We start from the raw sequence: 13,137 nt of genomic DNA on the forward strand, positions 1-13,137 counted from the left end.
TGTATATTACGCATCCAACGCGACAGCTCAGCATCGACTAAATCCCAGCCTTCATTCTCTTTGTAACGCCAATGGGCAGCTAAACCGAGTTCCGCTTGTTCGTGCATCTCTTTAGTACGAATTTGCACTTCCAAAGTATGTCCCTTAGGCCCGATGACTTTGGTGTGGATGCTGCGATACCCGTTGGATTTCGGACTCGCAATGTAGTCGGCGAAGTAGTCGGGAAGTGGCGTATAGAGCGCATGAACATGACCGAGCGCGGCGTAGCACTCGTCATTTTGCGAAACGATGATGCGGATTGCGAGCAAATCGAGAATATCGTCGAAACTGCGGCCTTGGCTCATCATTTTTTTATGAATCGAATAGAAGTGTTTCGCGCGACCTTGTACAACGGCGGAAATACTGTGTTTGCGGAGCTCTTCGAGAATCTTTGAGGTGGCTTGTTGTAGCAATGCGTCGCGTTGCTCGCGTTTCGATCCGACCTGGTTTTTTATTTCACGGTAGCTGTCAGGATCGAGAACTTTCAAACAAAGGTCTTCCAACCGCCACTTCATCCACCAGATTCCCAACCGATGAGCGAGCGGCGCATAGATGTCAAGGGTCTCGCGCGCGATTTCCTTCTGGCGTTTTTCGACCAACCAGTCAATCGTACTCATATTGTGGAGGCGGTCGGATAATTTTACCAGAATGACACGGGGATCCTGCGCCATTGCGAGAATCATTTTCCTGAGGTTAGCTGCCTGCTTCTCCGCCATATTGCCGAAGGAAATCTCACTAATCTTCGTAACACCATCGACAATGACTGCAACCTGTTCACCGAACTTCTCGCGAATCACATTTATAGGAACTTTGGGATCTTCGACAATGTCATGTAACAGCGCAGATTGAATAGAAACCGGGTCGTCGGTCAGGTCGGTGATAATGCGAGCAGTGCCGATCAGATGGGTAAAGTACGGACTGCCGTCCTTGCGTATTTGGTCGATGTGTTGTTCATAAGCGAAATAAAATGCCTTCCAGAGCGCTTGTTCGTCCAATACGCCTCGTCGGGAACCAGCGCGATGAATAATGTCGCGAAAAAGCTCTTCAAACCGCTCCAGCTTGAATTCCTGTCCTTCTTCCGTGACCGTGTATAACGGCTCCGCACCGAGAAACTCGATGGGCTCCGGTACATCGTGGATAACCACGGGGGTTGGGACTTTGGTTTCGGGAGTGGTGTGTTCCATCGCTTAGAAAAACTCCTGCTCGGATTCTTCCACTGTTGTGAGTTTCGTCTCAGGGGATGGCTTTACATCGCTGGTGTTTTTAGGTGGTACGCGCGGCGAATAACCAGCGGTAGATGCTGGTTCAGCGGCTGAGGAATAACCTTTCGCAACGTCTTCAAAGCTCGCATACTCCTTGACGAAAATTGCTTCGACAGAACCGGTCGGGCCGTTACGCTGTTTGGCAATAATTATTTCCGCTTCCATCTCCTTTTGCTTCTCTTCCTCGGTCATTTCTTCATATTTCTTGTGTTTATCATAGGTTTCACGATAGAGCATGAGGACAACATCGGCATCTTGTTCAATGGCGCCGGAGTCGCGAAGGTGGTGGAGTTTCGGCTTCTTATCGGTTTTGTCAGAATCGACGGCTGCTCGAGATAGCTGCGCCAAGACAACGATAGGAATTTCCAATTCGCGAGCTAATGCCTTCAAACCTCGGGTGGTGTTGGCAATCGCAACTTGCACCGATTCGACATTGCCGGGTTGTCGCATTAATCCCAAGTAATCAATAAAGACGACATCGATACCATGCTCTTTTTTCATTCGGCGGATTTCGGCACGAACATCGTTCAACGATTGATCAGATCGGTCATTGATGAAAAACGGTATTCGATATATCTCTTCGGAAGTGTCTTTCAAGAGATTGAATTCATCGCGACTCAGAAAACCGGTTCGCAATTTGTGGAGGGAGATTCGCGAACGAATTGCCAATAAACGTAAAACGATTTGTAACGAAGACATCTCCAACGAGACAAAGCCAACCCGCTTGCCGTAATGCCGGGCAGCAGTTAATGCGATGTTCAACGCGAAACTGGTTTTTCCAACCGAAGGACGGGCGGCGATAATGACCAATTCACCTTGTTGAAAACCACCGGTGTATTCGTCTAATTTTCGGAAACCGGTTCCAATACCGACTAACTGACCTTGCCGCTCCCGGTACAATTGAATTTGATCGATCGTCGACGTGATAAATTTGGAAATCGGCTGGAATCCTTCGCCGCGATGTCCGACCGATAACTCGAAAATTTTTGCGGTGAAGTCGCTGAGCAATTCTTCCGGTACAATCTCGTGCTCTTTAATTTCGAGTAAGACGTTCTGCGCGCGACCCGCTAAGGCGCGAAGAATCCATTTATCGACAATTGTCTTGCAATAGGATTGGAGAAATTCCGGGTAAATCGTGTTTTCGATTAAACCGGCGATGTAGGTTTTTCCGCCGACAAAATCGAGGTTGCCTTCATCGGTTAGTAACTGAATTAGAAGCGGTACGTCGATCGAGAGATTTTTTTCATCAAGTTTTCGGATATGTTCGTAGATACTGCGATGTACGTTACTCGAGAAGTGGTACCCTTCAAGGAAACGTGACACTTGGGAAAGTGCGCCACTATCGGTTAGTATCGTTCCGAGGATGTGTTTTTCAATCTCAAACGTGTTCAATAAGTCCGACGGCTCCGCCGGATAGAAATCGATTTTTTCCTCTAATTGTTTCTTCTTTGCCATGATGCCTTAGGTGTTTTTATTCTGTTTGGTTTTAGTATGTGCGTCTCGGGCGGACAATTTTGTGCCGCCCCTACCCATCGTTCAACCCATTTCAAAGTCAACTCAGACAAGATTGTCTGAGCTACAAGCATTATTGAAGACCAAATGTACCGCCTAACTCGATAAAGCGATTTCGGATTCGAGTGAAGTCCTGTAAGGCTTCCCCTTTCCGGTTCGGATCGCGTAAGATGTAGGCTGGATGATAAGTTACCAATAACGGTACGTCGTGATAACTATGTTCGCTCTGTTTGAACACTGCCATTGAGAGTTGTTTTCGTAACAGCGTCGTCGCTGCGATTCTCCCCAATGCCACCAGCAATTTCGGTTGTAACAATTCGATTTGCCGATGGAGATACCCTTCACATTCGGCAACTTCGCTGGGCAGGGGATCGCGGTTTCCCGGCGGCCGACATTTGAGAACATTCGCGATGTAGATTTTATCACGGATGAAACCACTGGTCGTCAACATCTCAGTCAACAGTTTTCCCGCTCGTCCGACAAACGGGATTCCCTGCGCATCTTCATCAGCGCCGGGTGCTTCCCCAATAAACATAAGCTCCGACGAAGGCGAACCGACGCCGAAAACAAACTTCGTACGGGTGTTACCTAACTCGCACCGCGTACAATCGCAGATTGCTTGCAGAAATTGATCCAGCGTCTGGTACTGCGTGAGATTGGTATATTTCGGATCGATCGAAGTCCCCGTCTCGAATGCCATCTGCAACTCCTCTTTCACATGAACTCCAGTCGCAGGTTTTACAATCGGAGCAACTTCTGGTGGTTCACTGTATCCGATTGCAGAATTGGCTTGCACTTTCTGAGCGTCAGTCAGCGAAGCTGGCAACACCCAAAAATCTTCCAATTCAGCGCGTTGTTTCAATACTTGTAGAAAAGGATTCATGAGAACGATATCGCATTATACGTTTAACATTCGACGAAGCTTAGGAAACAAGGAAGAGGGCGTATGCCATACGCCCCTTCCGAAAATCACGGGCTTGGAAGCCCGTAGCCACCAGTGTTTCAAGGATTGTTTCTCAAAACACACGATTCTGTGATTTCTAATTGACACAGATAAGATAGGGTAGTTATTCCATTACACAAGTGGAAACGATTTTTTTCGCTAATTCACTCCGGGATACTTTTCCAAGATCAATGGTTTTGGTTTCACTAATCAATTTTGCCAGTAACGGCGCAGTGCCGAAACCCGTATCATCGGTTACCGGGTTATTCCAAACCAGCCAATCACAATGTTTTGATTCTCGTTTGCGATTTGCTTCGGTTTCGTCCCAATGGTCTTCTAACGCAAAACCAATGATTAACTGATCGGAGCGCTTCGTTTTGGCAAAAGTAGCCAGCAAATCGGGGGTCGGCTCCCACGGGAGCGCGTCACCGAGAGCCGATTTCTTCCATTTTTCCGATGAGGATTGCATCAGTGGTTTCCGGTCGGAAACTGCTGCCACCATTACCCACAGTTCGTTAACCGGAACATAAGATATCAGCAACGACTGCAAGGAAGCGACAGTTGTAAACCGATGACATTCGATTCCGAGCGGTGGTTGGACGGGTGTGTCACCGAGCAACAGGGTGACCGACGCTCCGACCCGATGATATTGCTCGGCTATTGCAATCCCCAACGTCCCCGTTGATCGATTGGTAATCACTCGAACAGCATCAATTGGCTCTGAAGTGGGGCCGGCAACGACTAAGACTTTTTTGCCGCGATGCGATTCGGAACGGTCAAAATGGCGTTCCAAAGCGAGCAACAGCTCGGCGGGTTCCGACATCCGACCAGCACCAGGTTCTTCGTTTGCTGCAGCTAATGCACCAGCATCTGGCCCAATGGTAACTACGCCACGCTCTTGTAATACTTTGATATTCTCTTGGGTTGCAGGGTGTTGCCACATGGCGGTATTCATCGCCGGCGCTAGTAAATAGGGGTGGGGATACGCTAACATTGTACTTGTCAACAAATCGTCGGCAATACCCGTGCGCAGTTTCGCAATCAAATTTGCTGTAGCGGGAGCGATTAGAATGGCATCCGCCCATCGAGCCAAATCGATGTGACGCGGTTCGACCCGTCCGTCATTTGGCCAAAGGGTAGTTTCCAACCGGTTACGCGATAGGGTTTCCAAAGTGAGCGGAGTAATGAATTCCATAGCGTTTTGGGTCGCCATCACCCTAACGGTTGCACCGGTTTTGATCAATAAGCGGATTAACTCACAGGTCTTGTAGACAGCGATTCCACCGGAAATTCCAACAACGATTTTTTTATCGGAGAGTGGAGACATTGGTGTCCCTTTTTATGAGATAATGCAAGATACTCGATTTCCTAACGAAGGGCACGTCAAGAGTAAAAAACGGGCGAACATACCGTTCGCCCGATACAAATCATTGAAAATAGTGATTACTCTTCAGTTAACACTTTCTTTGGCGCCGAGCGCTTCTTCTCAATTTCCGTTTCAGCTAACTGCGGTAAAACAAACTCGTCGTCTTCCTTCGGTTCAACATAGGACCAGACTAATGAATTGGACATCGCTTCCTTGATGGCGGCAACGGTCGGTTTCTCGAAACGAGGCAACTCGATCGGGTCACGAGGTTCTGACAAATCGAAATCGTCATCCAAGGTGTTTTCCCGGATCACATCAACAGTAGCCATTTGTTTTTGCAGAGCTTTAATGGCCTCGAGCTGGTTATTACCGATTTGCCGAGCGCGTATTGAAAGCACCATAACTGCTTCGTATAGCGAGTCGAACTGCTTGAGCAGGTCTTCCTGCACATACATGAATTTTTCTTCCATACTCCCCTTCTCACACCTCTTGAGTGAAGTCAGTTACTTTAGACCAAACTCTAATATACATTAGAACTTCCTCGATTGCACATTCGAGGCTATCATTAATGATACGATAATCGTACTTATTTGCTTCCTGCTGTTCCCGGTCATATCGTTTCAATCGTTTTTGAATCACATCTTCCGATTCCGATTGACGCTTCCTGAGCCTTCGTTCGAGTTCCTCCCGGGAGGGGGGCATGATATAAATCGTTAAAATCGATTGCCAACGCTGCTTCATTTTGGCTGCCCCGTCGACATCGAGATCGAAAATTATCTTTTTACCTTCCCCTTGCGCTTTGCGCAACGGCAGTAAAGGCGTTCCGTACCAATCGCCATGCACTTCGGCAAACTCCGCAAGCTCATCCGCCTGTACCATTCGCTCAAATTCGGAAACCGTTACGAAATGATACTCCCTGCCATTGACTTCGTTATAGCGCGGCGCACGGGTTGTACAAGAAACCGAATGCCAAAACTCTGGAAAAGTTTTCAGGATATGTCGTATGATAGTCGATTTTCCACCTCCCGAAGGCGAGGAAAGCAAAACCGCCAATGTACCGTTATTCGACATTTTGCACTTGTTCCCGGAGTTGTTCGATTGCTTCCCGGATATGGACGGTGAAATGGATCATCTCAACGATAGTCGATTTTGAAGCGATGGTGTTCGCTTCGCGGTGCATTTCCTGCGTTAGGAAATTCAATCGTTTTCCCGCCGCTGAGGTATCCGCAATCGCTTTCCGGAACTGGTCGAGATGGCTTTTCAACCGGGCGATTTCCTCGGCAATGTTTTGGCGGTCGACCAATAATGCTACTTCGGCGGTGAGTCGCATCGGATCGATCAACGCCGGCGATAGCCCGGCATCGATCAACCGCTGTTCTAACCGCTGCTTTTGGATAACAGCATTTCCGTCATGGAGCTTGGCGATTTCGATCACATCAGTTTGGATCTGTTGCAACATCCGTTCAAATTCGATTCGGAGGGTGTCCCCTTCACGGAGCCGCATCGCGATTAAGTCGTCGATGGCAGCTTCAATTGCGGTGAGGAGCGCTTGTTTCATCGCATCGGCGCTCGCCGGAGAACGGTTGCCGATGAGCCACTCATTAAAATACAGTAAATCCCGCAAGGTGACCGGTTCAGTAATATTTGATGCTTCCGCAATTTCTCGAAGCTGCTTCGTTAAACTTACGGCATCGTCGACACTTAGCTCGAGCGGCACCGGCGAACCATCTAACAGACTTTCGGAAACCGAGACCGACAACTTACCGCGCGCGATTTTCTTGCGCAGCAATTCCCGGACTTCCAGCTCAAAAGGTTGCATTACAGAGGGGAGCCGAAGCGATACGTCGAGATGGCGGCTGTTAATACTGCGGGCTTCGACGACAACTTTGCGGCGTTCGAGGGTGGCTTCGCCTTTGCCAAACCCGGTCATACTAATAATCATTCGTTAGTCCATGCGATGTGATGGTAGTTCAAAGTGACATCCAATGAGATGCACCGATCCCAGCGGTTCGTTGCGATATGCATAATCGACGCCAAATCCGCTGAGCTTGATTCCCCCTCCGAAGACAATTTGATCCTTGTCGTAACCTGCCCTAAGCGCAACGACCTTCTCAATACAATACTCCAAACCGCCGTGACCGGAGATAAGATTCTCTCCGCCTTGATCAATCCGAACTTCCATCCCACCGGAGAAAAGCACATCGGCATGGACACGAGGAAATGTGAATTGGTGAGCAAACCCCGCTTGAATACGCGGCTTAATGGTTTCGGTACGTTCGGTATTCCACCGGATTGGCGAAGTAACAAGGTCGGTTACGGCGAAGGCGAGCGATCCACTTGTGTGATAGGAGTAACGGGATCCCACATCAACTCCAACCCCAATCCCATTCCCGCCACCCAATTGTTTCCAAATCGGTTTGATGGCGGCGCCTAAACTCCAACGTTCGGTTAATTTTCTCCCAGCGCCAATCCAGAGCGCCCACTCTTGATCGGAAACGTATCGGTCGAGAACAACGCGATTGGCTCCGGAATGAGGTTGCGAGGGATCGAGCAACTTGGTGTATGGAATCCGTTCGACGCCTAACCGGTACAGAGCGATTCCGATTCCGCCTTTGTGTGACGGCATTGCCACACCAGCATAATCGCTGCGGACGATACCAGTGAAACGGTCGCTATGATGTAAATCGACGACCGGGGTCGAAATAGCGGCTAAATCGGCGGGGTTTCGCGCTACAGCGAATCCGCCATCGGGGATCCAAGCGCCAACACCACCCATCGCGCGTGCCCGCGGCGATTCGACACCGAGCAGGAATTCACCGGCATAGCGCTCGGCATAGCTCAGCGAAACAAACATTACACTGAGTAGTAATAGGAATGAGAGACGGATGAAGTCACCAATGGATGCGTTACCGGTAAGGGCAACGGCGTGCAGCGTGCGAATCGTGTTGTTCATACCAAACCTCCAGTCGCGTTACGACAGCTTGCGCGTTCTATTGCCAGCAATTGGCTTGCCATAGCGTTGCTTCCATTCGTTAATGCGTTGCAACGCTTCCATCGGTGTCAAGTTGTCGGTATCCACTCCTTGTAGTTCGGTACGTAAAGATACATCCTCAAAATCAAAAAGCGAGAGCTGCGTTTGGGCAACCAGTTTTTTTCGCTGTTGTGCGAGCCGAGCCGACGACTCGGGAGCTAATGCGCCTTGTTGCAGTAACTCGAGTACTTCCTCTGCACGTAATACGACATCGGGCGGCATTCCCGCGAGTCGGGCGACATGGATGCCGTAACTGCGGTCGCACGGTCCTCGAATGATTTTCCTGAGAAAGAGAATACTATCGCCGACCTCTTTGACTTGCACATTCCAATTCTGGACGGTAGGAAAGTGTTCTTCCAGCACGGTTAATTCGTGATAGTGGGTGGCAAACAGGGTTCGCGGCGGCGGCATGGGGCGGGTTGCCAAACGTTCCACCATAGCCCATGCAATCGCCAAGCCATCGAAAGTTGAAGTACCCCTCCCTACTTCATCCAGTAAAATGAGACTCCGGGAGGTCGCATTGTTTATCAAATAGGATGCTTCATTCATTTCGACCAAGAAGGTCGATTCACCGAGCGCAAGATTATCGGTGGCACCAATCCGGGTGAATAATCGGTCGACGACTCCGATTTCGGCATCGAGCGCAGGAACAAACGAACCGATTTGCGCCATGAGGACATTTATGCCCACTGTCCGCAGGTAAGTCGATTTTCCTGCCATATTCGGGCCGGTTATCAGGAGTAAACGGGTCGATTCATCGAAGATAACATCGTTTGGGATGAATGATTCCCCAGCGGGAACCAACCTCTCTAACACCGGATGTCGCGCGCCATGCAGCAAGATACAGGTATCGTCGGAAAGCTGCGGGCGGCGGTAGTCATAGGTTGTTGCGACTTCCGCCAAAGATACCGCGACATCGATTTCCGCAATCGCATCGCCCAGATTGAACAACCGGGCATGATGCTCGGCAATCGTTGTGCGCAGCTCCGCGAAGAGCTTCATCTCCAGTTCAATCGCTTTGTCTTCGGCGTTTAAGACATCTTCTTCAAACTTCTGCAATTCCGGAGTTTTGTAACGTTCGGCGTTAACAAGGGACTGGATGCGTTGATAATCGTCGGGCGCATTGTTCGACGCCGCTTTCGAGATTTCGATGTAATAACCGTAGACGCGATTATAAGCAACCGAGAGAGTTGCAATGCCGGTGCGGTCGCGCTCTTGTTGCTGAAACTCGGCGAGGGCGGCTTTGCCTTGTCCGGAAAGGGTGCGGAGGCGATCTAACTCCGCGTTAAATCCGGTGCGAATAACGCCGCCTTCCGTCAACGACATTGGCAGACGGTCATTGAGCGCACGTTGCAACAATTCATTTAATTCCGAACAGGGATCGATCTCGGCGATTCGTCGAAACGGAGATAATTCTTTCAACTCGGAAAACAGAGTCGGAACACGAGTTAACGTTTGTTGCACAGCGCCAGCGTCACGCGGATTCCCGCGACCGGAGGCGATGCGTCCGGCGCTGCGGTGGAGGTCGCCGATGCCGGTAAGTAATTCACGGATTTTCGAAAGTAGAGGGGTTTGGGGTTGCATCGGCGCGTCGCGCTCTTGCAATGGCACAGTAAAACACTCGACTTGAGATAGTCGCTGCTCAATAGCTTCGACCGAAAGCAGCGGAGAAAGTATCCGGCGGCGTAACAAACGGCTACCCATCGGGGTTTGGCAGCGGTCGAGAATTTGGAAGAGCGATGTGTTTCGAGTCGGGTCGGAGGAATCGATTAACTCGAGATGGCGAATTGTGGAACGATCCAGCAACATCGTTTGCTCGGGGTGGCCGCGATGGATCCCGGTAATTTGTTCCGCTGGGCCGAGTTGCGAAAGCTTTAAATAGTGCAGCGCCGCGCCAGCCGCCATAATTGCTTCCGGCAATTCATCGATCCCATACCCTTTGAGGGTTAGTACCTGAAAATGCTGGAGCAATAAATCGCGGGCGAATTGTTCCTCGAACAACCACTCATCAAGGGGGGTCGTAACAGTTGTGGGTAGCGCCGAAAACAACCGTGAGAACTCGTCGCGCAACGCTTTCGGGTATAACAATTCCGCTGGGGCAATCGACGCCAGTTCGGAACGCACCCGTTCCGGCGGCACCGCGTAACAAACGAAATCGCCGCTCGCCGATTCGAGGAGAGCGATTCCTGTGACAGTTTGACCGGGGGCAATGGCAGCTAACCAATGAGAACGTTTGTCGTCGAGAACGCTGTCCAAAACGGCAGTACCGGCGGTAACGACTTGGGTAACGCCGCGTTTCACAACTCCTTTGGCAGCGCGGGGGTCTTCCAATTGATCGACGACCGCAACTTTATACCCGGAACTGGTCATCCGTGCGAGGTACGAGTCTAATTGATGATGGGGAAATCCCGCTAACGGAATGTCGCCGCTCTTGTCTTGTCCACGGCGGGTGAGTGTTAGTCCAAGTACCTTATGAGCAGTACGGGCATCGTCGTAAAACATCTCATAAAAATCGCCCATCCGAAAAAAGACGACCGCATCGGGATACCGCAGTTTTATCTCGCGGTATTGCGTCATCATCGGGGTTACGTCACGGGGTTTTCGCACCGGTGTGGCATCATCTTCCTTGATGCGATCCTGATGCGCGGAGCGAACGCGGGCGGGAATTTTTTTATGAAATGGCATTGCGCACTAAAATACTAGTTACGGCAACCGGAACAAAAGGAAACGGGCGAATCGCCATTTTCAGGTGGTTCGCCCGCTTATAAAACCAGATTGTTTTTGCGAAAAACAACCTTCGATTTCCGGTTGTTGGATACAACAACCATTCTGCAAATGATTCTTTGCAGTCTACGGTTAGTGACCCTCGCCAACAACGAAGATGCAGTCCACCGGGCAGACCGAGACGCAGTGCGGGCCATCCGCTTGATCCGAGCAATCGTTGCAAGTGTTTGCGTCGATAACGTAGATCGTGTCGCCTTGGGTGATCGATGTGGTCGGGCATTCCGGTTCGCAAGCGCCGCAGTTAATGCAGTCTTCCGTGATATAATGTGCCATAGTAACCTCCTACAATATCTAATGTGAGAACCGATGGGCGGCAGGAAAAAACGATTTCCCTGAGTATTTTCAATGCACCACCTCTCTGAATAGTCATGCAAAGAAGTGGTACATCCCCCGTTAGCGGCAACGCAAAACTGGGGGACACAGCGTTGCCAAGGCCTAATTACACTTCCATAATCTCTTTTTCTTTGTGCGCCAAGACGTCGTCGACTTGTTTAACGTGAGCGTCGGTCGACTTCTGCATTTTTTCTTGTGCACGCACCGATTCGTCTTCACGAATCTCATGATTCTTTTCCATCTTCTTGAGATGGTCGTTCGCTTCCCGCCGGACATTTCGAATGGCGATTCGCGAATCTTCCGCCATTTTCTTGGCGTGTTTTACTAAATCCTTGCGCCGTTCTTCCGTCATCACCGGGACGACCAATCGAATCACCTGACCGTCGTTGTTCGGTGTTATCCCCAAATCGGATTTCAAAATTGCTTTTTCGATTTTCGGGAGGGTGGTTTTATCGAATGGTTGAATCACCAACGTCCTGGCATCCGGCGTATTGATGTTTGCCGCTTGTTTCAGCGGGAGCTCGGTACCGTACAGTTCGACTTTTATCATATCGAGTAATGCGGTCGAAGCTTTACTGGTACGTAACGAGGTGAACTCATGCCGCAAAACTTCTACGGTCTTTTTCATCTTCTCGTCATAGGTTTTTAATAATTCGTCTACCGTCATTCCTTACTCCACAGAAATCCAACTGGCAATCGGCGCACCTAATACGACTTTCAATAAACTGCCTTCGGGGTGTAGTTTAAAAACTCCAATCGGAATTTTACTATCCATCGCAAAGGTAAATGCCGTCAAATCCATCACCCGCAAACCACGCGCGATGACTTCCTTGTATGAGATTTGGGGTATTCGCGTAGCATCAGGCGACTTATGTGGGTCGGCGGTATAGACACCATCGACTTGAGTCGCTTTTAAAATCGCATCGGCATTAATCTCGGTCGCACGCAATGCAGCTGCCGTGTCGGTAGTAAAATAAGGGTTTCCGGTACCTCCCGCAAAAATCACGATACGTCCCTTTTCGAGGTGCCGAATCGCGCGGCGGCGGGCAAAAGGCTCGGCAACCGTTTGAACGGGAAAAGCAGTTTGTACGCGGGTTGGTACATTTATTTTCTCAAGATGAGCTTGTATAGCTAATGCATTGATAATTGTCGACAACATTCCCATGTGGTCGGCTTGGACACGGTCGATGTCAGAACCAAGCTCGCTCATTCCGCGGAAAATGTTACCACCACCGACTACGACACCAATATCGACTCCGATATCGCGGACGGATTTGATTTCCCGGCAAATCTGTTCGAGAATAAGCGAGTCGTAGACGCGTTTGCTATCCCCCGCTAATGCTTCGCCGGAAAGCTTCAGTAAGATTCTTCGAAATTTCGGTTGGTCAGCCAATCGATTCCCCTATTATTATCGATACGCCGGACAGGGTTGCCCGGCGTACCGATTGTATCGTGTTGTCAGGCGGGTTTGCCTAACCTCCAAAACACGGTTGGACAAGAATGTCCAACCTCCAGAAGAAAGTCAGGCAGGATTACTTGCGGTGAGCCGCAAGGCGGGTTGCCTAACCTCCAAAACATGGTTGGACAAGAATGTCCAACCTCCAATTGAATCTTAGTGGTACAAGCCACGCCATTCGGTCGCAGTGCGGACACGGTCAATAGCGACCATGAAGGCGGCGATTCGCATGTTGACTTTGCGCTCAAGAGATACATCGAGGACGCTCAAGAATGCCTTGTCCATGAACCGCTTAAGTTCGGCAAGTACGTATTCTTCAGTCCAGTAGTAACCCATGCGGTTTTGCACCCACTCGAAATAGGATACCGTCACACCACCGGCATTGCAAAGAATGTCGGGAATGATCATGAT

13 protein-coding genes are annotated in these 13,137 nt (G+C 49.9%); all 13 read right to left on the bottom strand.

Features of this window, described 5'->3' with window-relative positions:
- The coding region (locus OEM52_09745; GenBank protein ID MDK9700413.1) for an HD domain-containing protein at positions 1-1,223 on the bottom strand (1,223 nt) is incomplete at its 3' end.
- A gap of 3 nt (positions 1,224-1,226) precedes the next feature.
- Complete coding sequence (dnaB, locus tag OEM52_09750) at positions 1,227-2,756, bottom strand: replicative DNA helicase (GenBank protein MDK9700414.1); 1,530 nt, start codon at positions 2,754-2,756, stop codon at positions 1,227-1,229.
- Between the two features lie 130 nt (positions 2,757-2,886).
- Positions 2,887-3,696 carry a uracil-DNA glycosylase gene (locus tag OEM52_09755; GenBank protein MDK9700415.1) on the bottom strand — a complete coding sequence of 270 codons (810 nt, stop codon included), beginning with the start codon at positions 3,694-3,696 and terminating at the stop codon, positions 2,887-2,889.
- Positions 3,697-3,880: 184 nt separating this feature from the next.
- A complete protein-coding gene (gene coaBC, locus OEM52_09760) occupies positions 3,881-5,083 on the bottom strand; it encodes a bifunctional phosphopantothenoylcysteine decarboxylase/phosphopantothenate--cysteine ligase CoaBC (GenBank protein ID MDK9700416.1) in 1,203 nt (400 codons plus the stop codon).
- Positions 5,084-5,199: 116 nt separating this feature from the next.
- Positions 5,200-5,592 (bottom strand): DNA-directed RNA polymerase subunit omega, encoded by a 393-nt coding sequence (locus OEM52_09765; GenBank protein MDK9700417.1) that lies wholly within the window; start codon positions 5,590-5,592, stop codon positions 5,200-5,202.
- A gap of 10 nt (positions 5,593-5,602) precedes the next feature.
- Positions 5,603-6,193: a guanylate kinase gene (gmk, locus tag OEM52_09770; GenBank protein ID MDK9700418.1), complete on the bottom strand. Its 591-nt coding sequence runs from the start codon at positions 6,191-6,193 to the stop codon at positions 5,603-5,605.
- The gene (locus OEM52_09775; protein ID MDK9700419.1) at positions 6,183-7,064 is read right to left on the bottom strand and encodes a YicC family protein; all 882 of its coding nucleotides are present in this window, start codon (positions 7,062-7,064) and stop codon (positions 6,183-6,185) included. Before OEM52_09775 ends, gmk begins: the two co-directional genes overlap by 11 nt.
- 3 nt (positions 7,065-7,067) lie before the next feature.
- Complete coding sequence (locus OEM52_09780; GenBank protein MDK9700420.1) at positions 7,068-8,075, bottom strand: hypothetical protein; 1,008 nt, start codon at positions 8,073-8,075, stop codon at positions 7,068-7,070.
- Between the two features lie 18 nt (positions 8,076-8,093).
- Complete coding sequence (gene mutS / locus OEM52_09785; GenBank protein ID MDK9700421.1) at positions 8,094-10,838, bottom strand: DNA mismatch repair protein MutS; 2,745 nt, start codon at positions 10,836-10,838, stop codon at positions 8,094-8,096.
- A gap of 171 nt (positions 10,839-11,009) precedes the next feature.
- The gene (locus OEM52_09790) at positions 11,010-11,210 is read right to left on the bottom strand and encodes a 4Fe-4S binding protein (GenBank protein MDK9700422.1); all 201 of its coding nucleotides are present in this window, start codon (positions 11,208-11,210) and stop codon (positions 11,010-11,012) included.
- A 166-nt stretch (positions 11,211-11,376) separates the two neighbouring features.
- Entirely contained in the window at positions 11,377-11,937 is a 561-nt protein-coding gene (gene frr / locus OEM52_09795; protein MDK9700423.1) for a ribosome recycling factor, read from the bottom strand.
- Positions 11,938-11,940: 3 nt separating this feature from the next.
- On the bottom strand, positions 11,941-12,663 hold the full coding sequence (gene pyrH / locus OEM52_09800) for a UMP kinase (GenBank protein ID MDK9700424.1): 723 nt from the start codon (positions 12,661-12,663) through the stop codon (positions 11,941-11,943).
- Positions 12,664-12,882: 219 nt separating this feature from the next.
- On the bottom strand, positions 12,883-13,137 hold a 255-nt coding region (locus OEM52_09805; GenBank protein MDK9700425.1), incomplete at its 5' end, for a hypothetical protein.

Source organism: bacterium (assembly GCA_030247525.1).
Taxonomy (GTDB): domain Bacteria; phylum Electryoneota; class JAOADG01; order JAOADG01; family JAOADG01; genus JAOTSC01.

Coding starts and splice junctions, on each gene's coding strand:
- dnaB (MDK9700414.1), bottom strand. CDS start 2,756: ATGGCAAAGAAGAAACAATTAGAGGAAAAAATCGATTTCTATCCGGCG.
- OEM52_09755 (MDK9700415.1), bottom strand. CDS start 3,696: ATGAATCCTTTTCTACAAGTATTGAAACAACGCGCTGAATTGGAAGAT.
- coaBC (MDK9700416.1), bottom strand. CDS start 5,083: ATGTCTCCACTCTCCGATAAAAAAATCGTTGTTGGAATTTCCGGTGGA.
- OEM52_09765 (MDK9700417.1), bottom strand. CDS start 5,592: ATGGAAGAAAAATTCATGTATGTGCAGGAAGACCTGCTCAAGCAGTTC.
- gmk (MDK9700418.1), bottom strand. CDS start 6,193: ATGTCGAATAACGGTACATTGGCGGTTTTGCTTTCCTCGCCTTCGGGA.
- OEM52_09775 (MDK9700419.1), bottom strand. CDS start 7,064: ATGATTATTAGTATGACCGGGTTTGGCAAAGGCGAAGCCACCCTCGAA.
- OEM52_09780 (MDK9700420.1), bottom strand. CDS start 8,075: ATGAACAACACGATTCGCACGCTGCACGCCGTTGCCCTTACCGGTAAC.
- mutS (MDK9700421.1), bottom strand. CDS start 10,838: ATGCCATTTCATAAAAAAATTCCCGCCCGCGTTCGCTCCGCGCATCAG.
- OEM52_09790 (MDK9700422.1), bottom strand. CDS start 11,210: ATGGCACATTATATCACGGAAGACTGCATTAACTGCGGCGCTTGCGAA.
- frr (MDK9700423.1), bottom strand. CDS start 11,937: ATGACGGTAGACGAATTATTAAAAACCTATGACGAGAAGATGAAAAAG.